This window comes from Chrysosporum bergii ANA360D (assembly GCF_029891735.1).
Taxonomy (GTDB): Bacteria; Cyanobacteriota; Cyanobacteriia; order Cyanobacteriales; family Nostocaceae; genus Umezakia; species Umezakia bergii.
This window is the reverse complement of sequence record NZ_JANQDH010000037.1, coordinates 1-26336: the sequence shown is the minus strand read 5'-3', so window position 1 is coordinate 26336 and position 26336 is coordinate 1. Positions and strand designations below refer to the sequence as shown.

The following is a 26336-nucleotide window of genomic DNA, read 5'->3' as shown; positions in this document are numbered from 1 at the left end:
ACTTTGAAAACGAGATGCTGGGAAACACACTTGTTGGAAGATACCAAATTATTAGTCACCTGGGAGATGGGGGATTTGGCGAAACTTTTGTGGCTTGTGATACGCACTTGCCTGGATTACCTAAGTGTGTGGTTAAAAGACTCAAACCTCTGGCTACTGACCCAGTAAACTTAGAAACAGCAAGACGCTTGTTTGATACGGAAGCTCAAGTTTTATATAAATTAGGTATTCATGACCGTATTCCCCAACTTTTGGCATATTTTGAGGAAAATGCAGAGTTTTATTTAGTACAGGAGTTTATTGTCGGTCATAACTTAAGTGAAGAACTTACACCAGGAACAATTCTGAGTCAAGAAGAGGTTATGGCTCTTATCCAGGAAGTTTTATCTATTTTAGAGTTTGTTCACCAACAAAAGGTGATTCACCGAGATATTAATCCCCAAAATTTACTCAGACGTGAACAAGACGGTAAGTTAGTTTTAATTGATTTTGGCGCGGTTAAGCAAATTACTACTCAGGTGATTAACTCTGAAGGTCAAACTAAATCAACTGTTGCTATCGGTACTCCTGGATATTTACCGGGAGAACAAGCCCAAGGGACACCAAGGTTTAGCAGTGATATTTATGCGGTGGGTGTAATTGCTATTCAAGCCCTGACGGGACTATCACCAAACCAGCTAGAACTTGATGTTGATACTAATGAAATTATCTGGCAAACTCAGGCCTCTGTGTCGCCTGAGTTTGCCCAATTTGTGGATCAAATGGTGTGTTATGATTTCCGTCAACGCTATGCTACGGCAACTGTGGCATTACAAGCACTGCAAGGGTTAATGCAGCCATCATCTCAAACGCTGGTTTTAAGTCCTTCCTTACCAGAAAATGCTGCTTTATCACGCCAGCCCCACCCGCCACTAAGAAATTTTAAATTGAATCAGTACAAAAAAGGTATATTTATTAGGTTGTCATTAGCAGTATGTATACTGGGATTAAGCGGAATAGCTTCGGTATTTATTGTTAAGAGTATTAATGTTAATAATGCCATCGCTTTATCTGAACAAGCAAGTACACTGTTTGAATTACAGCGCTATGAAGATGCACTAGCAGCTTATGAAGAGGCTGTGAGTGTTAGTCCAGATTATGTTCCGGGATGGAATGGTCAGGGTAAAACACTGTGGAAATTAAAAAAGTATCAAGCAGCATTAGCAGCATATGACCAAGCTATTCAAATTCAGCCAGATTATGGGGAAGCATGGAGTGGTCGAGGCTTTGTATTGCAAAATTTACAGCGCTATCCTGAAGCGATCGCTGCTTTTGACAAGGGGTTACAATTAGATGGTAATTCTCCCCATATCTGGAATGCTAAAGGAGAGATTTTTAGTGCTTTAAAGCAATATAATAACGCAGTTCAATCTTATGAAAAAGCTATAGAATTAGAACCTAATTATTTTCAGGCTTGGTATGCTCAGGGTTTGGCATTTCATAATTTAAAGCAATATGATGATGCAATTAATGCCTATGAAACAGCTATTGAAATTAAACCGGACTATGGGGAAGCTTGGTATGGGTTGGGTAATTCTTTATTTAATTTAAACCGCTATGAAGATGCTTTAAATGCTTATGAGCAAGCAGTACAATACAGACCAAATTTTTACCCGGCTTGGTTTTCTAAAAGTAATGTATTAGTTACTTTACGCCGCTATCCACAAGCAGTTGAATCATTTAATCAAGCAATAAAAAAGAATCCTAACGATTATCAGGCATGGTATAGTCGGGGTTGGGCGCTGCATAAAAGCCAACGCTATGCAGAAGCCATAGAATCTTATCAGAAAGCGGCAGCCATTAAGGGTAATGATTATCAAATTTGGTACAATTTAGGCAATTCTCAATATATTTTACAGAAATATCAAGAGGCGATCGCGTCCTACGATCAAGCAGTTCGTTATCAAGTCAATCATGCTGAAAGTTGGTATAGCAGGGGCAATGCTTTATTTAATTTACAACAATATCAAGAGGCAATTGCATCTTATGATCAAGCTCTCAAATACCAGCCGAATTATCGGGAAGCAATTGAGGCTCGTAACCAAGCCCAAAGGCGATTATCCGGTGAAAAACCAGGGACGATGATTGTGCCGACTATTTTCTAATTGTGCATGAGAAAATAATTAACGAATGTTCACTTCTAGTAAATCATTTTCTGGGTGGAAATATTTATGATTACTGGTTGGAGGGTCTAGGGCTAAATTTTTACTTTGCTTTTGTATTTGCAGTTTTTGAATATATTTATTGAGTGTAATTTGAGCTTGAGTGTAAACGGAAGTATTTTTGGGAATTTTGCGGAGGAGATTTACAGCCTCATTAAAGTCACCCATAGATGCTTTGATGTTAGCTTTCTGTAAAAAATAAGCTGCTCTAGTCTGCCGCTTTTGATGATATTCGGTTAATTTTTCTTTGACTAAGGCACCGGCAGAACTTTTTGGAGGAATTTGACGCAGATACTCTATGGCGCTGGAAAATTCTCTGGCTGTGGCTTTTGCGTAGGCTTTTGTTAACAAATGGTGTGTTTGGGTTTCAATGTTGGTTTGTGCTTGCTGTACCAATTGGTTGATTTTAGATTGCCAATATAAAATATTTGATACTGTGGGGGCAATATCTAATACATCACACCATCTACCCTCATTTAAGGCTTGTTCAGCTATTTGGTATTGTTTGGCTGCTAGTTGCCATTGCTGTTGCCATACTTCCATTGTAGCTTGAGCTTCTGGATAAACATTGCTGTAAGCGGGAATTGATTGAGCTAAAGCTAGTGCTTTGTGTAAGTCTCCTGTTTGATATTCTTGTGTTGCTTTGTGTAAAGTTTCTGTTTCTGAATATGCCGGACAGTTATTCATGATAGAATATACCCCCAATCCCATTAATAAGGAATTAGCGGCTAAACCTACTTTCATGCCTGTAATTAGTGGGGGTAATTGGCGGGTGTTAAATTGTTGGTGTGTGTTATCTCTTTCAATAATTTTTGTTTGAGATAGCGGGTGGATTGTTTCTGTAAAAAACTGAATTTTACTTTCCCCAAATATTTCTTTGATGACATGAAGTACTTCACCGGCGGAGTAAAAGCGTTCTTGACAATCATAGTGAATCATGCAGTTGAGAACGGCAGCGAGATGATCATTCACTGATATATCTGGATTGCGCCAAATAATTTGATTAGTTTTAGGATATAGTTGTAGTTGCACTGGTTCTAACCCTGTTAAAGCCTGAATGGCAATCATCCCTAAAGCATAAATATCAATGTTGGGCTGGGTTTGACCAATAAATTGTTCTGGTGGTAGGTAGCCTAGTAACTTTACAGGAATGTCATAAAGGGGTAGTTCTCCATTTAAGCCTAAATGGGTTGATTGAATACAGGCGAAGTCAGTTAAAACTAATTTGCCATCAACAGTACGTCTAATTAAATTTTCTGGTGTAATGTGACCATGGATAATGCCTTGGGAGTGAATAAATTCTAAAATACCTAGGACTTCTGCTAAGAATTCTATAACTTCTCTTTCAGTCCAGTTACATTGCCAATATTGGTTAACGGGTAATTCTGCACTCAATGAGTGTCCTTCTACCAATTCTTCTACTAAATAAAACTGCTCGTTTTCTTCAAAGCAGGTGATTAATTGGGAAATTTGCGAATGGTTTCCTAGTAAATGCAGGTCTGCTGTTTTGTTGACTAAGTAGGTTGTTAAAGTGTCTAAATAGCCTGGTGGAAAGCGGTTAGACTTTAGGTTTTTAATCACACATTGAGCCTTTTTTGGATCATCCCTATTTACAGCGATGTAGGTCTGTCCAAATACCCCTTCACCTAGGCTTTGAACGATTTGGTAACGTGCTTGTAGTAGTTGACCGATCCTGTGATGGTTCATAAGCTGGTTACTGAATAAATCCATATAATAGCTTCCGTGACATTACCAGGTTTTCCGGAAGCCTTTAAAATAAATAATTTTAGGTCAATTGTTTACAATTGAGTGATTGTTCAAAGTATGTTTACTAAAAAAATATAAATTCTGTTGTTAATTGTTGGCTTCTTGATCAGGTTCGGTAACTTCTGAGTTGTTTGTTAAGGGTTGCACTACCCTGGCGATCGCTTCTTGGATAAATGCTTTAATAAATTCATCCCGGCGATTGAGCTTAAATTGCTCTTTGACTACTTCAGTCATACCACCATCGCCCCAGTCTTGGTCATGGCGGAAATATTCAATAAAACTTTTACCAGCGATTCGGGTTAAGTAAGCTACTGTCACTCCTTGAATTGCTCTCCCAATCACAAAGGTGGCTACATGAAATTGTAAAGCGGTGGATATTAGTTGAATCGCTCCTTTGACTATGCCTAAACTGGCTATGGTTTTGGCTAGGGAAAGAGCTAATTCTTTACCTCTTTCTATGTTGAGTTCACAGCCGTAGATTTTGCCAATTTCTACTACCATTTGAGCGTTAACGGCTGCTGTTGCTAGTAAATCTACTACTGGTAGAGGGGTAACTGACACCACACCAGCACCAATCCATTGAAACCTGTCTACTATTTTGTCGGCTTGACGGCGACGCTGCATATCAATCAAGTTGCGCGCTTCCTCTCCTAGGCGTAGGGATTGTAAAAGAATGTTATCTGCCACTAGGTCTTCACCTTCCGCTCTTAAAATCGCTGCCATGCGGCGCAGTAAAGGTACAATATCTGCCTCTGGCTGGAAGGTTTCGCCGGTTTCTAGTTGTGCGGGTTGGGGATTAGCAGCGATCGCCACTACATCATTAGGGGCGATAAATCCCCGCACTCGTTGACGTAACCGGGCGAGAATAGATTCTTGGTCTTCTTCTGTGTATAGGTCGGTTTTGTTGAGAACTAATAGCGATCGCTTGCCAATTTCTGCTAAACTGCGTAGGGGTTCATATTCTGAGCGTCGCAGGTCGTTATCCACTACAAACAAGAGTAAATCGGCTGAAGTGGCTAGTTCTCGCGCTAGTTGTTCCCTTTCTGTTCCTTCCACCCCGGCTTCTAAAATTCCCGGTGTGTCGGTAATTAAAATCTTACGTTGTAATCCTTTTAGCCGTAAACAATAAGTTTCCCCAACTTGAGTAGTTCCCATAGGTGCATTGACCTGACCTACCATGCGCCCCATAATGGCATTAACTAAGGAAGTTTTGCCGGCGCTACCTGTACCAAATACAACTACTTGAATTTCACCCCGGGTGAGGGTGAGTTCTATTTCTCTGGATTTACTTAATAAAGCTTGTCTTGCAACTTCATCTTGAATTTGGGCTACCTGTTGCTTGACGGCTTGTAGAGTAGTGGAAGCTGCGTCTGATTTAGCGGCCGGGATTTTTGCGGTTGTTGCTGGTCGGCGTTGCTGGCGCGATCGCTTTTCTCCGGCTTGAAGTATCAATACATAATAAACAAAAGCTGCAACCAAGCCTCCTATTAATAGAACCAGCAACAATAACAGCAAATTGCCCAGCAGTGGAGAATAAGACAATTGCCAGTAAAGCCGAGAGAGGGAGTCAATCAGCCAGAGGCTTAATGCCAAAATGACGATTAAACCAACAATCAGCGTGACTAGGCGCGACAGAGGCATGGATGGCAAGGTTAGTAAGTGAATTTAAATAAATGGATGTTTTTTATATTAAGGGGATAAAAGAATTTCTCGCTAATCAGATTTATTTTATTAGGTTATTTGATGTTGTTTTAATTTGTCAGCCTCTTTAGAGAGAGATGATGGGGTAGGGGGTGGGGAATTTTGGATTTGTGATTTTAGATAATAGTGTCATCTAAAATCTATTCCCCACTGCTGCTGCTATCTATCTACAGATCCCATAATTACGTCTACGCTGCCGAGAATAACCACAATATCTGCTACTTTCATCCCCCGTAGTAATTCCGGGACAATTTGCAGGTTGTTGAAATCAGCAGGGCGAATCTTCCAGCGCCAAGGGAAGGGATTGTCATCGCCTACTAGATAAATTCCTAATTCACCTTTACCGCTTTCCACACGAGAATAAATCTCACCTTTGGGCATTTTAAAAGTGGGTGAAACTTTTTTGCCGATGTATTGGTAATCAAAAGCATCCCACTCGGATTTTTTGCCAGCAGCCATACGCTTGGCTTCTAGGTTTTCGTAGGGGCCGCCTGGTAGTGCTTGCAGTGCTTGGCGAATAATTTTCACAGATTCGCGCATTTCTCGCATTCGCACTAGGTAACGGGCGAGGCAATCGCCGGTGGTTTCCCACTGTACATCCCAGTCGAAATCGTCGTAGGATTCGTAGTGGTCAACTTTCCGCAAGTCCCATTTTACCCCAGAGGCGCGTAACATAGGTCCTGATAGTCCCCAGTTAATTGCTTGTTCTCGTGTAATGGTACCAATACCTTCAATGCGACGACGGAAAATGGGGTTATTAGTTACCAGGCGTTCGTACTCGTCTACTTTGGGGAGGAAGTAGTCGCAAAAATCCGCACATTTATCTACCCAACCATAGGGTAAATCAACTGCTACGCCACCAACACGGAAATAGTTGTGGTTGACCATCCGGTATCCAGTAGCTGCTTCCCACAAATCATAAATCATTTCCCGTTCTCGGAACTGGTAGAAGAAGGGAGTTTGAGCGCCTACGTCAGCGAGAAAAGGGCCAAACCAGAGGAGGTGGTTGGCAATTCGGTTTAGTTCTAGCATGATGACGCGAATGTAGCTGGCACGTTTGGGGACAGCTACCCCTGCTAGTTGTTCTGGGGCGTTAACCGTGACTGCCTCGTTAAACATACCTGCGGCGTAGTCCCAGCGACTAACGTAGGGTACATACATCACGGTGGTACGGTTTTCAGCTATTTTTTCCATCCCCCGGTGCAAATAGCCGATGACCGGTTCACAATCAACGACATCCTCCCCATCTAATGTGACAATTAATCGCAAAACCCCGTGCATCGAGGGGTGGTGTGGCCCCATATTTAGCACCATAGGTTCGGTGCGGGTTTCTAGTCTTGCCATAAGGTCTGTGTTCTCCCGTTATGAAAATTTTAATTTGAACCGCATCATACTCTCCAAACTTTATTGTTCGTGTCTGCCACAATCAATTTGTCAGGGACTTTTGAGCAGTCGCCCTGGGAGCCACTACATCTATTGCCCATACAGAGTTATGTTGGAGAGGGGGTGGCGGCGAGGGGATTTTAGTTGATGTTGCAATTTGTTTCACTTCTTTACTTATTATTATATGGAGCTTGAGATTCAGGGAATTGAGGCGCAGGAATTTCTTCATGTGCCAGTTTTAAGCCAAGAGGTTGTTGAGGGTTTGGCGGTACGTGAGAGCGGCCATTATTTGGATGCAACAGTGGGGGGTGGTGGTCATAGTCGCTTGATTTTACAGGCTGCTGCTGATGTGCGAGTAACGGCTATTGACCAAGATCAGGACGCTTTGCGGGCGGCGCAAAAGCACTTGGCTGAGTTTGGGGATCGGGTAGAGTTTATTTTTAGCAATTTTTCCCTTTATAAATATACTCCTAACACTTTTGATGGCATCTTGGCTGATTTGGGTGTGAGTTCCTATCATTTAGACCAACCAGAGCGGGGTTTTAGCTTTCGCCACGCAGCCAATCTGGATATGCGTATGGATCAGCGACAATCTTTGACTGCTGCTGAGGTGGTTAATCAGTGGGATGAGGCGGAATTAGCAGATATTTTTTTTAAATACGGGGAGGAACGATTATCCCGGCGCATTGCTAGGCGAATTGTGGAAAAACGACCATTTAACACTACTACAGAGTTAGCTGAGTCCATCGCCTATGCTGTCCCCCGTCAATACCGTTATGGTCGGATTCACCCGGCTACACGTGTGTTTCAGGCTTTGCGAATTGTGGTTAATGATGAGTTAAGGTGTTTAGAAAGTTTTTTAGCCCAAGCACCTGTGGCTTTAGTTCCAGGGGGGAGAATTGCCATTATTAGTTTTCACAGTTTGGAAGATCGTCTGGTGAAGCATGGTTTACGCAATTCTCCTTGGTTAAAAGTATTGACTAAAAAGCCAATTACTGCTGGCGAGGAAGAATTGGCTGGTAACCCGCGATCGCGTTCTGCCAAGTTGAGGATAGCTGAGAGGGTGGAAAGCTAGAAACGCTTGTTTTTCACCAGCGGCGGACATATATTCAGAAGTTTACCAAAATCATGTGGTATTCCTATAGATACTAGTGAAAACTTTTTGGCAAGTTTCCGTTACATTTTTTAAAATATCTGTTACATTAGTTAATAGGGAATCTGAAAACCTGTACTAACTCCTACCAAAAGCATTAACTATGCAAACAACAAAAAACACAGAGAACCGCAACCCCGGTATTTGGGGATTTACTCCTCAAGCTGAAACTTGGAATGGTCGTCTGGCCATGATCGGGTTTTTAACAGCAGCTTTAATTGAGGTGTTCTCTGGTCAAGGCTTTCTTCACTTCTGGGGTATTCTTTAAAAACTCGACTTTTTTTCTCAAGTGGGCAAATAGTTCAGTTAAGACTTAGCAAATATTTGGGGTAAAAGTATGAAGGAAATTAGCGTAACAACAGGATCCAATCGATTCAATACAAATTTAGAAAATACTGTTACATCTACTACCAATTTATGTAAATCTCTCAGTATTGATGAACAGTTAGCACTACTGTGGTATGTATACACTGAAATGGGTCGTTCTGTTACCCCAGCTGCTCCAGGGGCTGCAAGGATGCAGTTTGCTGAGGGTGTACTTAATCAAATCAAGCAAATGTCTCACCCTGAACAGTTAGATGTGATGCGAGACATAGCCGCTAAGAGAGATACACAAATTAGCCGTTCCTATGGACTTTGGAGCGTTAATACTAAGTTAGCTTTCTGGTTTGAATTATCAGAGTTGATGGTTCAAGGATTAGTGGCTCCCATGCCTTTAAGTTATAAACCATCTCGTGATGTGCTACAAGCGCTAGAAGCTATTAAACAACTTGATTTTGGTCAACAAATTACCGTCCTGCGAAGTGCCGTTGTTAACATGGGAGTTGACCCCTTCGCTGATTAAGGCAAAAATATATTACTTGCCATAAAGAAAGTTAGTTATGAAATCAGGGTTAGCGTTAGTTAACCCTTTTATAGCGAATTTTGCTCAAGTAGGTTTTTAATTTCTAAATCAAGGGTTTGTGCTTTGGCGTGAGCATCAGAAACCTCTGAAAATTTTTGATCTATTATATCTTTAATTTGGGACTCTAATTTCTGTCTTTCTTGCTGGGAATCGTGAAGTTCAACCTTTAAATATTCTAACTCTTTAGCCATATTTTTAATTTCTAAATCAAGGGTTTGTGCTTTGGCGTGAGCATCAGAAACCTCTAAAAATTTTTGATCTATTATATCTTTAATTTGGGACTCTAATTTCTGTCTTTCTTGCTGGGAATCGTGAAGTTCAAGCTTTAAATATTCTAACTCTTTAGCCATATTTTTAATTTCTAAATCAAGGGTTTGTGCTTTGGCGTGAGCATCAGAAATCTCTAAAAATTTTTTCTCTAGTTCTAAAATTTTTCTCTCTGGTTCTCTGGGAACTGGAGAAGATGGATTTATAAATTCTAATATTCCCCGTTGCTGTACTTGCCATAATTTACCGCTAGCTTGACTAGAGACTGTGGCGGGTTTAACTAACATAAAATGACTATCTGCTGATGGAGTATCACCACGGAAATTAAACAATAACCTGACCGTTTTTAGTTTATGTATATTTAATTTAATATTGATACTCGGTACTAGAAAAAACTGATCTATGCCTGTTATAATCATCCAATATTTACCATTTATATCATTTTCTAGTAATATCGGTTCACCATCTTGAGGATTACGGTAACTTTTAGCAGATAATTCCACAACTAGAGCGTTTTTAAATAAAACCCGGGGAACATCATTATAAACCTGCACTAACTCAGACTCAGAAATATTAAGAGGGCTAATTTTTTCTTGGTTAAAAGCACCAGTAACTATCACACTTCCCTGGTTAACTCTTTCAGTCAAGGTAGATAAATAATCTTCTATGTTGGTAATTCTGACGGCGAGGTTGTGATAACAAAGTTTTCTCAACTTATCCAAATTGTGAACAATTTCATCAATTTTTAGTGTAGACATTATTGATTAATCCAATTTAAATATTCGTGAAAACCGACATTTTTAATATTTTTACTGATCATTTGCTCGCCCTAGACTAAAATTGTAATTTTCCTGGTTCTACTAACTGCCAATTTTGCCCAGAAGATGATAAGGTTGCTAATTTTAACAATGTAAAATTACTGGAATGGTTGGGATGATATGCCAAACATTCAAAACAACTTGATATTGTATCATAGTTATACTGATTAATTTTAATATTTCCTTTGGGTACAAGATATTCATGACTACCTTCTTGAATTACCCAATAATTACCTTGTTGATTTTCTTCTAGAACAGGTGCAATCTTTCTACCCATACGACGTTGTTCAACTGTGTAACTAGTTTCAGCAACGGTAATTACATTTGCAGACAGAGAACGAGACCCATGATTATATAATTTAATTATCTCGGTTTCTAGATTAGATGAAGTTGGGTGGGTATGGGTAATGTTTCTTGTTGGCGGTGTTTGAGGGTTTATTCCTGTGTTGATTGATGAAGGCGAGGTAAAGGGTTGATTATTTCTGGTTGTATAAGTTTGTAAATTCTGGTTTTGGGAAGCTTGTTGTAGGTTGTCTACCTTAGTCTCTAAATTATCATACCATTTCTTAATCTGTGTAAATTCGCTTTCAACATAATTTTGAATGTTTGTTAATTGAGTTTGATTATTAGATGAGTTACTAGCTTCTAGTCTTTTCTCCAGCATAACTAGCCTAGACATTGACCATGCAAATAAACCAGTGAGGACTATAAACCCACCTCCTGCAACACTCAACGTCAAACTCAGCCGTTTATAAATATCATCAAGATCGGACTTAGATATCAAACTTTTATCTTGATTTTCTCCAGTTGAATTTTCTATCAATTGACTATTATTGTTAACAGGCTGATCAAGATCAACTGGTTGTGTTTTAACACCTGGAGATGGACTGATGACAACTAGTGGATTTTTGGTTTCAGATTCCAACGGAGGACGGTCACAACCCACTATGAGAGATATGAGTAAACATAGGGGGATATACTTGATGTAATTGCTTGGTGACATAGGGCTGAGTATTGATTAAAATTGTAAAATTCCGCGTTCTATTAACTTCCATTCATTTGTACCTGTATCAGTTACCTTTGCAGGTTTTATTAAAACAAAACCTTGTGATTTACCCCGTTGGTAATTACGACAGTCAAAAGCAGACATTAATGTATCTTGGCTATATTCATTAATTTTCATTTGTTTTCGAGGTACCATATATAAACAATCCTCTATATTAACTATCCAGTAATTACCTTGACGGTTATTTTTAAAACTTATTGCTTCTTTACTACCACCCCAACGGCTAGTTTGACTTTCTTGTGGTTCAGAAACTTTAATTAGGTCTGTCTGTAAATCCCAGTTTGAATCCTGATAGTTCTTGACTAACTCTTGCTCTTGCGGTGTTAATTGTATCTCACTCTGGGTATAATTATCTTCTGGTGAGTTGGTTTCTAGATGATCTTGAGTTATTATTTCTTTTAAATTTTCATTGTGGGTATTTTCTCCAACTTGGTCTAGAGTTAAATCATCTTGATTTTTTTCTTGGTCATGAATGATGTTTTTAATCGCCTCAATAACCAGTTGGTGTTTTAATAGACGTAGTAGTTCTTGTAATTCGGCATTATCGGCAAAATCATTATATTCAACTTCTAATTTATCAGGATTTTCATATTTTTTTAGTTTTTCCTGAAGCTGTTGTATTTGTTGGTTTAATTCTTCTACCTGTGTTTTTAAATTACTATTTTCCTGTTGGATTTTGGTATAATTCTCATTATAGGTATTTACTGTTTTTATTTTTTCTGGGTCAATAAATTCACATTGACAAAGTGGGCATTGTGTTATCTCTGACATTTTCAACTCCTTTACTTAAACTTTATAGATTTGATAATTTGGGCGAATAAACCGCCCATTTGGGAACTAAGCAAACAAGCAAGAGTGAGAATTTTTTTATCTACCAGCCCACTCCCTAGCTAAAACTTTAAGCAAGGCTTTTAATCCTAAAATAAAAGGTGGTTCTTCACGGATATTGTCTACATCACCTTGAATAGAATTAAGACAATCTCTTAATTCTTTGGTTGTTGCTCTCCATAGCTTTTGATTATATTCATGGTCAGGATCATCTGGATATTCTTTCTTAAATTCATAACGTTCTAACCCTTTAATCCCATCAATACCTAAGTCGTCGTCGTCTAAGCTGGCGTGAAAAGCATCAAGAAATAGTCTTAGCTGGGTTAAATTGGGAATTTGATATTTAGATATGGTTTGGGCTCTGATTTGTAATCGGTCTTGCCAACTAAAGGTTGTACCATCAATTTCACAGTTTTCAACAGCAATAACATGATCTCTTTCGTTTGTGTTGATTCCTTTGAGCTTTTTATCTTTTAAAACTAAACCACAAGCGGCTTCATCTTTGGGGTTCTTACTTAAGCGGGTGGGTTCTTTTGTATCAGTAAAACCAGAACCTACACTCATCATCTGACTTAATAAACTATTAATTTCTGAATTACGGTCAAATTCACCGCCTTCAGCCAGCCAATGCAACAAACGTGAACCATTACCACCTATATAGACTGGAGTGATTTCGTCAAGAGTGTATTTCTCCTCTTTATGTAGAACAGCAAGAATTTCACCAACGTAGAAGTATAACCCAGATATACCTATTGCCATTAACCGCAGCAGTCCTTGAAATTCTTGATCTTCTTCCAATAAATCTCTTTTTCTCTCTAACCAACTAGCAGCTTCTAGACGCATCCATACATCAAGTTTGGCGTTGAAGGCTTCTTGTTTATTGAGTATTTTCCACTCATCAGGATCGATATCTAATTTTTTGAGGAAATTAGGATTTATTTTAATAAATTGAGAAAACAAATCACGACCAGCTAATTCAACTGAACATTGATGCAGTAGCTGATTATCTTGCCAAATGGAAATATCTGATGTCCCTCCCCCCATATCAATACAGGTTGTGTTAACAAGATTTTCGTCTTCGTATTCAGCGAAATATTGAGCAAATGCTAAACTTTCAGTGCGGAAATAAGTTGGATCATCTTTAGCTGGGCTATTGTGTTTAATGTTGGTCTTGGCTTCTAGTTCTTTGGTTATTTTCTGCCAATTTTTAGCATAGTTTTGTTCTTGTCTGGGTGAGAAAGCAGATGGATATGATAAAGACCACTGAATATTTTTCACACCATTTTTTGCAGCGATCGCGCTGATATGTAGTGCTAGGTGTTTGAGAAAAAGTTGATTATCTGTTAAGTTATCAGTCTGCCATTTTAGATTAGTTTTAATCCAGGTTTGTTGAGGCTTAAAGCGATGACTAGCCGGTATATACATACGACCATCAAATATTGGTTTTAATACCCCTTTACTCCCTTTTGTTGTTAATACAGTAGACATGGGGAAAGGTTTATCTGTGGGAATAAAACTTTCGGGAATAAAGTACTCAAACAAAACGGGAAACCTGGTGTCAATCAGGACAGAAGTAACTTGTCTGTGTAAATTCTCTAATTTCAGGCTTTCGGTGATTTGGTCATTTTTGTTAACATACACGTTAGTAAAGGAAGTACCAAAGTCAACACCAACTACCCAGTTACCAGTGAGATTAATTTGTTCTGGTGTGGCTAATAAAATTAAACCAATGGTGTTGGTGTAAATGTCTTTGCACTCAATAAATGCTGGAAATTCCTCTAACTGTACTGTTTGATAAGAGCCTTGACCCTCTTTAAAAATATGAACATCTGTGGCGTTAGGGAAATTCACTTGAAAAGTTTCTTCACCATTTTCAGCATCATAGTAAAAGCCGTAATATTCTTGCCAGCCTTCAGCACGGAATTCAGGCCATACCTCTAAAACAGGTACTTCACGAATGATGTTTTCTTCTTTCAAAGGATATTCTTTAACTAAAAAGAAGTTTTGCGGTGCTTTACCACCTCTAACACCAGATAAAGGTAACGTCAAACTTATTCGCACCACTGAACCGCCAGCGCCATTATTAACGAATTGTAGTCTGATTCTTTTGGTTAAGTCTTCTGGTGTGAAGTAGTTTAGTAAAATGGGATTGAGTGGAATTAGAGGGGTAATATTCCTGTTGTTAAACACTAAATTTTGGCTTCCTTCGGGAAGTAAAGCACCTGGTAGGATTCCTTCTTGGTCGATAAATTTTAACTCTGGTAAAAATAAATCTTTTGATTCCAGACAAACTACTCGTCTACTTCTGTTCCAAGTGTCTAAATCTCCAGGACGAAAAGCTGCTAAATTTTTACCTTCGTAAACACAAATGTTTTGTGGTGGTTCATTCCAGGCTGTTGCAATGGCTGGATCTATGATTAATAGTGGCGGAACATTGGGTTGATTTTCTATACTGGGAACAATTCTAACATTAGATTCTCTTGACTCTGGTTTGATAGGTAAATTCAGGGCGGTTAAAGCACCCCGGTTCATTTCTACTTCAAAATAAGCTGGGTTATCACTGAATTGAAAGTTAGGTGTAGTTGTCACACCTAGGCTGTTAATAAACCCATTGACTAAACCGATAATGCGGTCAACCGCTCTACTATCGCCATTATGTCTTCTAATTTCCTTGCGGAGTTTATCTAACCAAAATGTTAGTTGTCCTTTTTCTGTGTCATTAAGATAATTATGGGGCGATCGCAACTGTGATACACTAGCATCCCACCAAGATAAACCTTCCCAGATGCCTTCTTCTGAAGGTACAACCAAAGTACTAGGGGAAGTCATACCTACAGGTTGATTATTCCAGGTAAAAATATATAAATCTTCCCAAGGATGCTTATTGTTGAGAGTGTAAGTGGTATTAACTGGGTCAGGCAAAAGTTCATAAAGAGAACGGGCAAAAACGTGAGTGTTTTTTTTCACTCCAAGTTCCACCAGTTGAGCTTTAATGGGAAAGTTACGCACTTCTGCTAATGCCAAAGCTGCTAACATTCCTTGCCATTGTGTAATCATTTGTTCCCGAATTGGATAAGCATCATTGTGTAAAGCCATTTCCATTGATAAGGGACGCGCCCAAACAGTGGGAACCGAACTAACACTTTTAACCTCTCCCGGTGCTTTGTAATCTAAGCTTGAGGCCACATCATTAAAAGCCTTTGGTGCTTGATAATCCCAAATGCCAGGATTACCCGATTTTACGTCACAATCATCTTTGAGTTTTGGCAACAACAAAGCAGGCTGGTTACTGGTATATGCACTAGTCATGATCAATCTTCCTTCTACAAACGACAAACATAATATAAAGCTTTGGCTAATCCCAATATGCCTAACTTGGGCACGATGCTAATATTTTCAGGATTCAAGCGTTCTTTGAGTCTTTGAACTGTGTCCCTAGATTTTTGGGTTTTATCTCGACTATCACCCAGTCCAATAATCAAATCTGGTAAGTGCTGAGGATTCGGATTACTATTATTGAAATAGTTGGCATTGAATAATTGGATATTTTCACCAATACATTGATGAACTAATGACAACCAGCGTAAGTAATCTTGACACCAAGCAGTAATAATGTCAATGGCTCTTTGCTGTTCTGGGTCATTAAAATCTATTTCTTGCTTTTGGTTGTTGCGAAAAATAAAATGGTCAGGAAAGAACTTGACAAACCAACTATTAGCTTTTTGAAAGTTTCTGACACCAATTTCCTTGGCTCTTGCTAATTCTGGAGCAACATTAGATAACCACACAAAAGCGAAACGAGTGGCATTAACTAGCTCTGAGTTAACAGCTTGTCGGTCAGGAATATCTTTCCAAGTTAGCTTGCTCAAATTCTCCCGATTCATCAACACAACGGTTTTTTGTTCAGGATTTGTATTTAATAAAAATTGTCGTGCAGCTAAGGCAGCGTAAAGTTCAATAAAGTGGGGATCGTTCCGTTGGGTATTTTTGCCTATGCTAAAAACTTTCACATGAGATAAGTTTTGATTTCCCAAAAGATATACACTGTTGAAAGTTTCCTGGGCTTGACTGCCATAATAACGCAGTGCTGCTTCTGTGTTTAGTAAAAATTGTTCAGAACGAGCATAGACTGTTTCTGGGTTGTTGCCGGTGGGAGTAAAACCAAAATAAGGTAATACAAATAAGCAACCAATATCAATTTTAGTTCTAATTTTCAGGTTTTCCAACTTATTATGAATTAACCGCCCAATAGTTGGTAATCCTGAAGCCCCAGTACCACCAAAAATTGAACCACATAAAAATACTTTTGGGCGTTTGCCCGCTCCTGTATCTTTTTGCAGTTGACTCATAAGCTGTCCCCAGGCATCATGGTCTAAAGAGTCCAGTTTTACTTGACTCATGACCGCAGCACCAATGGCGGGACGACCACGAAAACCCACATCTAAATTAGCATTGCGTTCTTCTGAAGTGTAAAGCACATCAAATAAATTGCCTAATGCTGATTCGTCATCTTTGAGAACGTTATATTCAAAAAATGAGCTAAGGTTTTTATTTACGCTGGTGTTGGCAAACGGCGACCATAAACCAAGGAAGTGTATTTTGGTTTTCATCCAAGGATGTCTATCTGCCAAACCTAAGTTTTGGCAATCTTGATAAATTTTTAAGCTGTTCCTTGCCCGTTCCAAATTACCGTTATTTTCGTCAGCATCAACAAACAATAAATTAAAAGTTTCTTCACCAAAAAGTCCTATGGATGCTATTTGGATAATACCTTCGATGCACTTAGCCCCAGTACCACCAATTCCAATTACATAAATTGACATTTGTTAATCTCCCATCAGCTGATGACGGATAAAAAAAGCTCCCGGCGGAATATACTTAACTGCTTGAGGAGAACTAGTGGCTGTGGTTAACCAATATAGCCACATAGCATCTAAAAGGAAAAATACCATCAGAGAAAACTGGGCTTCGTCGCTGCGGTTAATGAAAAATACTGTAACAACGATGGCGACCATGGGTATTATTCCTAATAACCACCAAAATAACATCCAACTGCCTGTATTACTACTATCAGTGAATTTGCTTAAAACCGCCATGAGACACCAGATGATGGTGGAAAACATACAAACTAGAAACATAATCAGTGCTGCTGTGGTATAGTCAGCACCAAGCCAAGCATCAAGGGGGACTTTTTGAATGGGTATGATTTGATTTTGATAGATGAAACGCTGCCCCAAGAACATTACTACAGCACCAATAATGTTAAAAATGATGATCCTAATTATTTCCCACGGCTTCATTAGCTCTCCTTGCTTTGATTCTCGGTTCAGTTTTTTAACATTGTGCTGAAACCTAGAAATGGTATTTTCTTGATATACTTTTACTATAATCCTGGTTTGACAATTCTTTGAATACCGTAAATTTACTTAAATATGATTAAAGAAAGCTAAAACCCAACGGGAATCAATATATTTTTGCTGTCTCCCACGGGCTGGAAAGTTCTATCTAGTAATCATAAACTGGGTTAAGTTTTCATGGTAGACACTGAGCGCAGCAGGATGATTGTGAGCAAACCTTGAATTTATTAAGTTTTTTTACTTTCAATTGATCTTTTGTTGCAGTTACTCATGAATAATTTATCAATTTTCTTCGGGAATAAAACCAAGTCATTGAGATGGTTGTTTGTAATACTTGTGATTACATTTGTAACATCTTGCACCCCAGTGGCGGTTAGGGATAAGTTGAAGTGTGAAATTCCACCAGTTAATAGTAAACCTTCTAAATCTGATGATCTTAAGGTGGCAATTTATGTTGATGGTAGTGGTTCAATGTTGGGGTATGTGAAAGATGGAAAAACCAATTATGTTAAAGCTTTAAACACCATCAGACAAGTATTTGAATTAATTGGTCAACTACCAGTTGAATACTATCGTAATGATAATCCCAACCAAAAAATTACTAGCAGTGAATATTATAGTTATGCTGGTTCTGCTCTGTTTTATGATGGTAGTAATACCAAATTTAAGCCGGTATCTAGCCCAATTGATGCTGCTATTATTCCACCGCCAATAAATGGGAAAAAAATGACGGTTATCATAACTGATTTAGAGCAAAATAAGGGTGATGTTACTAAGTTAACCAAAAAAATACAAGACATTTATTTTAATTTAGATAGCAAAGATTATGCAGTTGGAGTTTGGGCTATAAAGAGCGAGTTTAATGGCACTGTATACATACAAGAGGCAAATAGTCTCAAAACTTTTACATACTCTTCTGGAAAACAAGCCGATAAGTTTAGACCATTTTATATTTTGTTTATCGGACCGTATCAGGATATTAAGTATTATTTTGAGTATATTACAAAATATGATTCTCAAGATTTAATGGCTAATAGTAATTTAATAATTTTTCATCCAGAAAATATAATTACTGGTATTTCTGGTTTAGAAACTTTACCAACTATTAAAGTACCCGGAGTCAACCGACTTATTTCTTTAGTTAAAAATGGAGTTTCTCTGACTAAAGGTAATGATCCTGGTGAACTACTGCAAATAGGTGATTTAAATCAGGAAAGTTTGACAATTGACTATAGTATACCTTTTTATCCGGCTGAATATAGTTTACTTATTGATACTGATAAAAATTATATTAATGCCAAACTTGAGGTGGAAAAATTTGACGAATTTGAGCAAAAGTTCAAAGTTGTAAATAGTTCAGATGTTAATAGTGCTTTCCAGTTAACAAATTGGGATCTTAGGGAAAGTAAGTTGAATTTTTCGGCATTAATTGATCCTAATAAGTTTCCTGAACCGGGTGTTTATAAGTTTAAATTTGATGTTTTTGCCCCAAGGTTACAAGCACCTATGTGGTGGAAAGATTGGGACTGGGAAGCCAGAGTTAATGATCAAGATGGTACTAAGACCCAGAATTTGCAGGAATTTTTAATTGGGTTGAAAAATAGAACAGAAATACTACAGAGTGAGAAATTAAATAATAGTGAGGTGAATAATTGGTTAATTGGTCGTTTTTGTTATGGAGTTAAGAAAAACTAAGGGGAGTAATTTTGTAGAGAGGTTCTATGGAACGTCTCTACATTTTTGGTGGTCGATGTTTATTAGTGTTTTATTCTTGTTGATAAGTTGAAGAGGGGGCTTATGGGGATGAAGATGAGCCTGGTCTGAGTCTTTCCCTCCATGACTTTTGTGGCTTGGAAGGAGCAGAACTATTACTGATGGAGGGTGAAGGACGTGAGGTTTTAACTGGGGTCCTGGGGGTTGATTTTACTGTTCTACGCCTTCTGCGGTAACCAGATACATTAGCGGAGCTATTGGTGTTTCGTGAGTCAAAACGTCTTCTATATCTTCTAGAGGATCGGGTACTGTTAGCTGTGCTGCTACTTGACTGACTGTCAGTGGAGGAAATAGAAGCATGCCGCACTGATTTAGGTTTGATGGGCTGGGCTTTAATGCTGCCTACCCGACGTTGTAATTTTGGTCTGGGGGGAAACTCTTCTACGGGCATTCCTTCTACTGCTTTTTCCATAAACTGCCGCCAGGTGTAAGCTGCGCTGCCACTGCTTCCGGCGGTGGGGCGGTTGTTATCATTACCTAACCAAACCCCTGTGACAAGTTGAGGAATGTAGCCAATAAACCACAAGTCGCGGGCTTCATCGGAGGTTCCGGTTTTTCCGGCGACAGGTCTATTCTTTAATTGGGCTGGTCCACCAGTGCCTGCTTCTACAACGTTGCGTAGCATCCAGGTCATAATTCCGGCTGTGGTGGGGTCAAGAACTCGCTGATGCTGGAGGTTATTTGACCAAACTACTTCTCCTTGACGGTTGAGGATGCGGCGAATACCATGAGCTTCTATGTATAGTCCCTCGGTGGCGAAGGTTCCGTAAGCATTGGTTAATTCCAGAAGGTTTACTTCATGGGAACCGAGAGCTAAAGAATAGGTGGGCTGAATTTCTGATTTAATCCCTAATTTATGAGCGGTGTTAATAATTGGCTTAAATCCCACGTCTAGCAATACCTTGACTGCAACTACATTGGTGGAACGGGTGAGGGCATCTCCCATGGTCATGGAGCCGCGAAAGGTCTCACCATAGTTTTTGGGTTCGTAGCCATTGACTACAAACGGTGCATCTAGGTAACGATCATAGGGGCTTTTACCACTGGCTATGGCTGCGGCATAGACAAATCCTTTGAATGTTGATCCTGGCTGACGTTGTGCCTGAGTAACCCGATTAAACTGATTTTTACTAAAGTCTTTGCCTCCCACCATGGCCTGAATTTCTCCATTGCGGGGGTCTATGGCTACTAGGGCGGCTTGACTAAAGTTTTGCCAGCGGCCTTGATTTTGCAAGGTTTTAGCCACTGCGGCTTCTGCGGCTTCTTGCCATGTGGGGTTAAGGGTAGTTTCTACTACTAAACCCCCTTGCTTGATTAGGTCTGGGGAAACATATTTGGGTAATTCTTGCAGGATGTAACTGGTAAAGTAGGGAGATTGTACTTGTAGCCGCTTGGGAAACTTGCTGTTGAGGTTGAGGAGTTCTTGACTCGATGCCTGCTTTTCGGCTGCTGTAATTAATTTATCTTCATACATTCGCTGCAATACCATATTTCGCCTTTGTATGGCAGCTGTAGGATTTTCTAGTGGGGAGTATAAACTGGGGGCAGGAGCTAATCCGGCAATCATGGCAGCTTCTGCTAGTGTGAGTTGATCTACGGTTTTACCGAAGTATACCCATGCTGCATCTGCTACTCCATAAGCACCTGCTCCTAAATAAACTAGGTTGAGGTAACGTTCTATGATCTGGTTTTTGGTTAGTTCTTGCTCCATTTTTTGAGCAAGACGAATTTCCTTGAGTTTGCGCCAGATTGTCTGCTCTTGTTTGAGGAAGAGTATTCGCCCTAACTGCTGGGTGATGGTGCTACCACCTTCTACTACCGATCGCGATCGCAAATTATTCCAAGCTGCTCTGACAATTCCTTGAGGATCAATACCATGATGATTTTCAAATCTTCTGTCTTCTGATGCGATAAAAGCCTGTTGGAGTTGTTCGGGTATTTGTTCTAATCTGAGTTGTTCCCTGGTGGCTTCACCTTGTTGTTGTAGTAGGGTTCCGTCAACGGCTTTGATGGTTAAGGTTTGCGCTCGACTAGCTACTTGCAGTTGCGATTTATCTGGCAAGGTTTGATCTATTTTGCCAATCAAGTAGTGCAAGCCAATGACTGTACCACCTATGGTTGTACCTATACCCAAACTCGCCCAAAACCAGAACCGACGATAAAAGGGTTTATTGCCGGCGCTAAGTACAGTGGTGAGCCTAGAGGATATATTGTTGATTTTATTCCATAACTGCCTTCCCCTCATCAATCTTCTGGGTGGTAAGCTGTCATGTTTAGCTTCCTCGTTCTTGAAATGATTACCAGGGGTCAATGGTGTTACCTCCTTGTCAGAGTCCTGGAAGTTGGTCGATCTTTGCTTGAACTAAGAGGTGAGCTTTCCCACATCAGTTCCTCTCTTGAAGTACCTGAAACTTACCCACTATGTAAAAAAATCTGGGGGTTAGCGCACCACGTATGTGTTAGTATAGTAGCCTATAAATTATTAACTAAATTCAGTAATAAATAAAAATATTTCTCTGGGTTGGTTAATTTGTTTATACTTGTTTAAATATGAGTGTTAACTAATTGTTATTAAATTGTTGAAACCATCTCAAAGTGCTGCTATTGCCTTGGGCAGTAATATGGGTGATTCCTATAAGACTTTAGAAGCAGCTATTGACACGTTAGCCAAAATACCAGGAATTATTCTACAAGCTAAATCCAGTTGGTATAGAACTAAAGCTGTAGGTCCACCGCAGCCAGATTATTTAAATGGTTGCGCTATATTCCAGGTGGAAATACCACCTGTTTTATTGTTAGAGGCTTTATTGAGAACGGAAAAAAAATTTGGCCGGGTGCGTCGAGAGCAATGGGGCCCGCGATCGCTTGATTTAGATTTGTTGCTATATGATGACATAATCATGGATACGCCCCACCTCCAGATTCCTCACCCCAGAATGCGATCGCGGGCTTTTGTTTTAATACCACTAGTAGAAATTGCACCAGATTGGGTAGAACCAATTTCTCAACGTGTGATTAGGGACTTGGCATCAGAGGTAGATTGTTCTGGTGTACATTTGTTAAACAGCATTTAAATTTACTAGCTATCAAGACCAAAAAAATGCTGCAAAAAAATACTGTTCTTACTGCTCTCACCCTGTTGGTATATAATATGTACCTAGACAAAATAATTTTACTATGCCATTAGGTAGAGAATTACCACAACTACTCAAACAGTGCTTGTTTTATAAAGGTCGCAAGTTTGACTTTGAAGTCAATCGCCTGCGCTTACCAAATAAAGCAGAAGGGGATTGGGAATGTATTCGTCATCCTGGGGGAGCTTTAGCCGTACCTGTAACCCCAGAGGGTAAACTTGTACTTGTGCGCCAATATCGTTTTGCCATTCAGGGAAGGATATTAGAGTTTCCGGCCGGGACTGTGGAACGCAATGAAAATCCTTTCCAGACAATACAGCGGGAAATCGAGGAAGAAACCGGTTATAGCTGCCAAAACTGGCAGAAATTAGGTGAGTTTTTTTTGGCTCCTGGCTATTCTGACGAGATTATTTATGCCTTTCTCGCACGAGATTTGACCAAGTTGGAAAACCCGCCAAAACAAGATGAAGATGAGGATATTGAAACTGTGTTGATGACCCCAGAGGAATTGGAAAAGGCTATTCTCCGTGGTGAACTGGTGGATGCTAAGTCTATTTCTAGTTTTATGCTGGCGCGTCCGTTTTTGGTGTAATGGGGGGCGTTACAGACTTTTGTCCATAGCGCATCCCAGAGTAATAATGGTGGGTTGCGCTAGGAAACAACACAGCCTAAAATGAGGGGCTTGATGGAAATTTTAAGCAGTTTTTTGGCGATCAATCCAAATACCCCTCAACCCAGCAGCTTTCGCTCCTTGATAGTCTTCTACAATACTGTCGCCAATGTGCCAAGCTGCTGAGGGCGGACAATTATGTTTTGCCAAGGCTATGGCGAAAATTTGGGGGTCTGGTTTAGCTGCACCGGCTTGGGTGGAAATAGTGACAGAAGAAAAATAACTGCTCAATTCTAAACTTTGCAATACTGAGAAAAGGCGCGAGTCAAAATTAGACAGTACTCCCAGTTCAATGTCCTGTTTTCGCCAGTTGGCTAAAGATGACAAAACATCAGGATAAACAAACCAAGGTCCGGCAGTACCAAAGTGAATATACAGTTCACTAAAAAAACCAGAAAAATCAGCGAATCTTTCTACAACACCTGCCCTTTCAAAAGTATGGAAAACAATTTTCCGCCACCAATTAAATTCTTGTTGGGGAATGTCATGTAACTCTGCATTGGGAAATATGGGTGGGGGTGATGCTTTAAAGCAATGTAGAAAGGTTTTGTTCAATGTTTCTGGGGAAACTTCAACATCAAATTCTTTGGCTAGTTGACTATAAACTTCGCCCACACTGCCTTTTACGCCGAAGAGTGTGCCCACAGCATCTAAAAGAATAACTTTCGGTGGTTCCATTAAACCTTGTATAACTATGAATGTGGGGTTTCTGATTTTGGTGAATACACCAGATCCTATCTAGAAAGTGTATCTATAATAGGACGAACTAGCCAATTAAAACCAACTTTGAGTTGATGCTCATAGGTGGGCATCCGATAGAGATAAGCCAGACGACGGGCAAGATATGCTAAAGAACCATCTAATTTAATACCTAAACCTGTGAGGGTAGCGTTATCCTGGCCTAGTGCCATCATTTCCCCTAAGTGCTGGTAACGGAAAGGCAGTAAAGGGCGGTTGGTGAGAGAAGCCCAGATATTCCAAGCGGTGTAATCAGCTTGTTGAAAAGCTGCTTGGGCTGTAGCGGGGACTTGTTGACCTTCTGCATCACGACAGTCTGCCAAATCTCCCAATGCAAATATTTCTGAATGATCTAAAACTTGTAGAGTGGGGGTAGTGATGATTTGACCGCGCTGGTTTTGCTTGAAATTCAGTGTTTTAACTACAGGTGCGACTTTGGTTCCCACAGTCCAGATGACTAAATCTACGGGAATTGTGTCTAGTTGATTTTTGTATTCTAGGGAAATGCTATCCTGTTTGATTGATTCAACTTTGGTTTCTAAATCTAGAAATACGCCTTTTGCTGCTAAGGCTTTTTTAGCAGCTTCGCGGTTAAATTCTGGAGAAGTACGTAAAATTTGATCACCGATTTCAATCAGGCGCAAACGTCCCCTTTCTCCTAATCTATCAGCCAGCTTACAGGCTAATTCTACTCCACTGTAACCACCGCCAACAATTGCTACGCGAATTTTGTCCGCATCGGACTGTTCTAAAATTCGCAGGCGTTCTTGCAGACGATGGGCATCAGTAACTGTGCGGAATGGATATGCGTATGATGTAGCACCCGGAACCATATCTAATGGTGTTTCTCCACCCAAGGCTAATACTAATCGGTCATAGGAAATTTCTGGATGGTCTTGTAATTGTACTAATTGTTTCTTGGTATCAATTCCCGAGACAACGGCTTGAGAAAAACGCACACTCGTGTTTTGCAGAAGTTCTGCAAAGAAAGGGGCAACTTCCCACGTTTGTAGTTCTCCGGTTAGTAGTTCGTAGAGTAAGGGAGAAAATACATAGCGATCGCTTTGATCAACCAAGATAATTTCCGGTTTTTCCCCATTTTCCCAGGGTAACTGGCTTAAACGCAAGGCAGTGTAGAGACCACCAAAGCCTCCACCAAGGATACATATTCTAGCAGTTTTTTCAGTCATGGATTCTATGAGTCAATTCCAGCATGGCAACTAATTTCAGTTTGACATACTCCCTACCGGGCGGTGCTGATTTTAAGTATGATTTTGTTGCACCCAGAGGCGCAAATGCGCATAAAGTGAGAGTTTATTGGGATTTTTCGTCAAATATTATGCTAAAGTTCCAGTACCATTAAAGGAATTTAATAACTGTTCGGTCACTTCAATAAATTTCCAGGCAAAATTGGGGTTCCATTAATGATGAACTCAAATATTTTCAAAGTTTGGACAAGAAATATACTTTACATTTAACGCATTTTCATACTCAAGTCCAACCACTTAGACTGAGTAATAGGGGCACTGCTGGAAATATAGTCAACACCAGTCTCAGCCACAGCCCGAATAGTTTGTAAGGTAACATTCCCAGAAGCCTCAATTTTCACCCTACTATCCTGCTGGCGAATTAATTGTACTGCCTCACGCATCATCTCCACGGGCATATTATCCAACATAATAATGTCCGCTTGATGATCTAAGGCTGTTTTTACTTGCTCTAAACTTTCCGTTTCCACCTCAATTGTCAAAGGATAAGGAATGTGCGCACGAATGCGGGTAATAGCTGCGGCAATTCCCCCTGCGGCAGCAATATGATTATCTTTAATCATCACCGCATCATCCAAACCCATCCTGTGATTTATCGCCCCACCTACCGCAGTGGCGTACTTTTCCAACAGTCTTAACCCTGGTGTAGTCTTGCGCGTGTCTACTAACTGCACTGGTAAGTCCGCAATTTGCTCTACATATATATGAGTGAGAGTGGCAATTCCACTCAGACCCATAGCCACGTTCAAGGCCACCCGTTCCCCCATGAGTAGCGCCTCTAGGGAACCATGAATTTCTGCTATTACCTGTCCTGGTTGACATTTTGTACCTTCCTCCGCCACGGGTACAAAACTGACTTTTTCATTTAAAAGCTGAAACACTCTGGCTGCAACTCGTAGGCCTGCTATTATCCCTGGTGCTTTGGCCACCCATTGAGCTGTTCCTGGGGTGGCATCTTCTAATAATAGAGTGCTGGTGGTGCGATCGCCCCGACCAATATCTTCTTGCAACCAGCCGCGCAGTAAAGGATCTAAAACTACCCAGGGGGGCAAAACAGCAAATTTGCTCACAACTTAATTACTCTCTGTTTGATTTCAAGACATACCATATCCCAAAAGCCCTATCCCACAAGGCTTTCAGAGTCACAAAAAAAAAGTTTCAAAAAAGTTTGAAAAAAGTGTTGACAAAAAAATGTAGGTTCGTTATATTGGATAAGTACCTGAGAGACGAGCGCGAGAGAGCGCAGTCCGAGGGTAAACCGAACCTTGAAAATATTATAGTTTGAAAGCGATAATACAGCGAAACTCC

The 26336-nt window shown here is 39.9% G+C and carries 20 protein-coding genes; 7 read left to right on the top strand and 13 right to left on the bottom strand.

Annotated elements, in window-relative coordinates; genetic code table 11:
* Positions 1-14: 14 nt before the first annotated feature.
* A complete protein-coding gene (locus tag NWP17_RS05525; protein ID WP_280653912.1) occupies positions 15-2144 on the top strand; it encodes a serine/threonine-protein kinase in 2130 nt (709 codons plus the stop codon).
* Positions 2145-2162: 18 nt separating this feature from the next.
* Here NWP17_RS05525 and NWP17_RS05520 read toward each other — a convergent pair whose 3' ends face one another.
* The 3 genes from NWP17_RS05520 to NWP17_RS05510 all read right to left on the bottom strand — a co-directional run bounded on the left by NWP17_RS05520 (position 2163) and on the right by NWP17_RS05510 (position 7013).
* Complete coding sequence (locus NWP17_RS05520; RefSeq protein WP_280653911.1) at positions 2163-3908, bottom strand: protein kinase domain-containing protein; 1746 nt, start codon at positions 3906-3908, stop codon at positions 2163-2165.
* Positions 3909-4055: 147 nt separating this feature from the next.
* Entirely contained in the window at positions 4056-5609 is a 1554-nt protein-coding gene (locus tag NWP17_RS05515; protein WP_280653910.1) for a YcjF family protein, read from the bottom strand.
* Positions 5610-5828: 219 nt separating this feature from the next.
* Positions 5829-7013 carry an NAD(P)H-quinone oxidoreductase subunit H gene (locus NWP17_RS05510; protein ID WP_280653909.1) on the bottom strand — a complete coding sequence of 395 codons (1185 nt, stop codon included), beginning with the start codon at positions 7011-7013 and terminating at the stop codon, positions 5829-5831.
* A gap of 223 nt (positions 7014-7236) precedes the next feature.
* Here NWP17_RS05510 and rsmH point away from each other — a divergent pair, with 223 nt between their 5' ends.
* The 3 genes from rsmH to NWP17_RS05495 all read left to right on the top strand — a co-directional run bounded on the left by rsmH (position 7237) and on the right by NWP17_RS05495 (position 9049).
* On the top strand, positions 7237-8127 hold the full coding sequence (rsmH, locus tag NWP17_RS05505; protein ID WP_280653908.1) for a 16S rRNA (cytosine(1402)-N(4))-methyltransferase RsmH: 891 nt from the start codon (positions 7237-7239) through the stop codon (positions 8125-8127).
* A 181-nt stretch (positions 8128-8308) separates the two neighbouring features.
* Positions 8309-8473, top strand: coding sequence for a chlorophyll a/b-binding protein (locus tag NWP17_RS05500; RefSeq protein ID WP_280653907.1), 165 nt, complete (start codon positions 8309-8311; stop codon positions 8471-8473).
* A 69-nt stretch (positions 8474-8542) separates the two neighbouring features.
* On the top strand, positions 8543-9049 hold the full coding sequence (locus NWP17_RS05495) for an orange carotenoid protein N-terminal domain-containing protein (RefSeq protein WP_280653906.1): 507 nt from the start codon (positions 8543-8545) through the stop codon (positions 9047-9049).
* Between the two features lie 68 nt (positions 9050-9117).
* On the opposite strand, the gene NWP17_RS05490 is transcribed toward NWP17_RS05495, so the two are convergent.
* The 6 genes from NWP17_RS05490 to NWP17_RS05465 form a co-directional block, all read right to left on the bottom strand.
* On the bottom strand, positions 9118-10134 hold the full coding sequence (locus NWP17_RS05490) for a hypothetical protein (RefSeq protein WP_280653905.1): 1017 nt from the start codon (positions 10132-10134) through the stop codon (positions 9118-9120).
* A gap of 76 nt (positions 10135-10210) precedes the next feature.
* Positions 10211-11197 (bottom strand): hypothetical protein, encoded by a 987-nt coding sequence (locus NWP17_RS05485; protein ID WP_280653904.1) that lies wholly within the window; start codon positions 11195-11197, stop codon positions 10211-10213.
* 15 nt (positions 11198-11212) lie between these two features.
* A complete protein-coding gene (locus tag NWP17_RS05480; RefSeq protein ID WP_280653903.1) occupies positions 11213-12031 on the bottom strand; it encodes a hypothetical protein in 819 nt (272 codons plus the stop codon).
* A gap of 96 nt (positions 12032-12127) precedes the next feature.
* Positions 12128-15397: a hypothetical protein gene (locus NWP17_RS05475; RefSeq protein ID WP_280653902.1), complete on the bottom strand. Its 3270-nt coding sequence runs from the start codon at positions 15395-15397 to the stop codon at positions 12128-12130.
* 14 nt (positions 15398-15411) lie between these two features.
* A complete protein-coding gene (locus tag NWP17_RS05470) occupies positions 15412-16911 on the bottom strand; it encodes an FtsZ/tubulin family protein (RefSeq protein WP_280653901.1) in 1500 nt (499 codons plus the stop codon).
* A gap of 3 nt (positions 16912-16914) precedes the next feature.
* A complete protein-coding gene (locus NWP17_RS05465; RefSeq protein ID WP_280653900.1) occupies positions 16915-17388 on the bottom strand; it encodes a hypothetical protein in 474 nt (157 codons plus the stop codon).
* Between the two features lie 327 nt (positions 17389-17715).
* On the opposite strand from NWP17_RS05465, the gene NWP17_RS05460 reads away from it, so the two are divergent.
* A complete protein-coding gene (locus NWP17_RS05460; RefSeq protein WP_280653899.1) occupies positions 17716-19140 on the top strand; it encodes a hypothetical protein in 1425 nt (474 codons plus the stop codon).
* 100 nt (positions 19141-19240) lie between these two features.
* Here the strand turns inward: NWP17_RS05460 and NWP17_RS05455 are convergent, their stop codons facing one another.
* On the bottom strand, positions 19241-21463 hold the full coding sequence (locus NWP17_RS05455) for a transglycosylase domain-containing protein (protein WP_280653922.1): 2223 nt from the start codon (positions 21461-21463) through the stop codon (positions 19241-19243).
* A 334-nt stretch (positions 21464-21797) separates the two neighbouring features.
* Between NWP17_RS05455 and folK the strand changes: the two genes are divergently transcribed.
* Both folK and NWP17_RS05445 read left to right on the top strand, forming a co-directional pair.
* Positions 21798-22292 carry a 2-amino-4-hydroxy-6-hydroxymethyldihydropteridine diphosphokinase gene (gene folK / locus NWP17_RS05450; protein ID WP_280653898.1) on the top strand — a complete coding sequence of 165 codons (495 nt, stop codon included), beginning with the start codon at positions 21798-21800 and terminating at the stop codon, positions 22290-22292.
* Between the two features lie 103 nt (positions 22293-22395).
* The gene (locus NWP17_RS05445) at positions 22396-22944 is read left to right on the top strand and encodes an NUDIX hydrolase (protein WP_280653897.1); all 549 of its coding nucleotides are present in this window, start codon (positions 22396-22398) and stop codon (positions 22942-22944) included.
* A 102-nt stretch (positions 22945-23046) separates the two neighbouring features.
* On the opposite strand, the gene NWP17_RS05440 is transcribed toward NWP17_RS05445, so the two are convergent.
* The 3 genes from NWP17_RS05440 to nadC all read right to left on the bottom strand — a co-directional run bounded on the left by NWP17_RS05440 (position 23047) and on the right by nadC (position 26098).
* The gene (locus tag NWP17_RS05440) at positions 23047-23700 is read right to left on the bottom strand and encodes an HAD-IA family hydrolase (RefSeq protein ID WP_280653896.1); all 654 of its coding nucleotides are present in this window, start codon (positions 23698-23700) and stop codon (positions 23047-23049) included.
* A 56-nt stretch (positions 23701-23756) separates the two neighbouring features.
* The gene (locus NWP17_RS05435; protein WP_280653895.1) at positions 23757-24950 is read right to left on the bottom strand and encodes an NAD(P)/FAD-dependent oxidoreductase; all 1194 of its coding nucleotides are present in this window, start codon (positions 24948-24950) and stop codon (positions 23757-23759) included.
* Between the two features lie 284 nt (positions 24951-25234).
* Positions 25235-26098 carry a carboxylating nicotinate-nucleotide diphosphorylase gene (nadC, locus tag NWP17_RS05430; RefSeq protein WP_280653894.1) on the bottom strand — a complete coding sequence of 288 codons (864 nt, stop codon included), beginning with the start codon at positions 26096-26098 and terminating at the stop codon, positions 25235-25237.
* Positions 26099-26336 lie beyond the last annotated feature (238 nt).

Bases quoted from the DNA above. Each gene is read 5' to 3' on its own strand.
- NWP17_RS05525 (WP_280653912.1), top strand. From the start codon at position 15: ATGCTGGGAAACACACTTGTTGGAAGATACCAAATTATTAGTCACCTG.
- NWP17_RS05520 (WP_280653911.1), bottom strand. From the start codon at position 3,908: ATGAACCATCACAGGATCGGTCAACTACTACAAGCACGTTACCAAATC.
- NWP17_RS05515 (WP_280653910.1), bottom strand. From the start codon at position 5,609: ATGCCTCTGTCGCGCCTAGTCACGCTGATTGTTGGTTTAATCGTCATT.
- NWP17_RS05510 (WP_280653909.1), bottom strand. From the start codon at position 7,013: ATGGCAAGACTAGAAACCCGCACCGAACCTATGGTGCTAAATATGGGG.
- rsmH (WP_280653908.1), top strand. From the start codon at position 7,237: ATGGAGCTTGAGATTCAGGGAATTGAGGCGCAGGAATTTCTTCATGTG.
- NWP17_RS05500 (WP_280653907.1), top strand. From the start codon at position 8,309: ATGCAAACAACAAAAAACACAGAGAACCGCAACCCCGGTATTTGGGGA.
- NWP17_RS05495 (WP_280653906.1), top strand. From the start codon at position 8,543: ATGAAGGAAATTAGCGTAACAACAGGATCCAATCGATTCAATACAAAT.
- NWP17_RS05490 (WP_280653905.1), bottom strand. From the start codon at position 10,134: ATGTCTACACTAAAAATTGATGAAATTGTTCACAATTTGGATAAGTTG.
- NWP17_RS05485 (WP_280653904.1), bottom strand. From the start codon at position 11,197: ATGTCACCAAGCAATTACATCAAGTATATCCCCCTATGTTTACTCATA.
- NWP17_RS05480 (WP_280653903.1), bottom strand. From the start codon at position 12,031: ATGTCAGAGATAACACAATGCCCACTTTGTCAATGTGAATTTATTGAC.
- NWP17_RS05475 (WP_280653902.1), bottom strand. From the start codon at position 15,397: ATGACTAGTGCATATACCAGTAACCAGCCTGCTTTGTTGTTGCCAAAA.
- NWP17_RS05470 (WP_280653901.1), bottom strand. From the start codon at position 16,911: ATGTCAATTTATGTAATTGGAATTGGTGGTACTGGGGCTAAGTGCATC.
- NWP17_RS05465 (WP_280653900.1), bottom strand. From the start codon at position 17,388: ATGAAGCCGTGGGAAATAATTAGGATCATCATTTTTAACATTATTGGT.
- NWP17_RS05460 (WP_280653899.1), top strand. From the start codon at position 17,716: ATGAATAATTTATCAATTTTCTTCGGGAATAAAACCAAGTCATTGAGA.
- NWP17_RS05455 (WP_280653922.1), bottom strand. From the start codon at position 21,463: ATGAGGGGAAGGCAGTTATGGAATAAAATCAACAATATATCCTCTAGG.
- NWP17_RS05445 (WP_280653897.1), top strand. From the start codon at position 22,396: ATGCCATTAGGTAGAGAATTACCACAACTACTCAAACAGTGCTTGTTT.
- NWP17_RS05440 (WP_280653896.1), bottom strand. From the start codon at position 23,700: ATGGAACCACCGAAAGTTATTCTTTTAGATGCTGTGGGCACACTCTTC.
- NWP17_RS05435 (WP_280653895.1), bottom strand. From the start codon at position 24,950: ATGACTGAAAAAACTGCTAGAATATGTATCCTTGGTGGAGGCTTTGGT.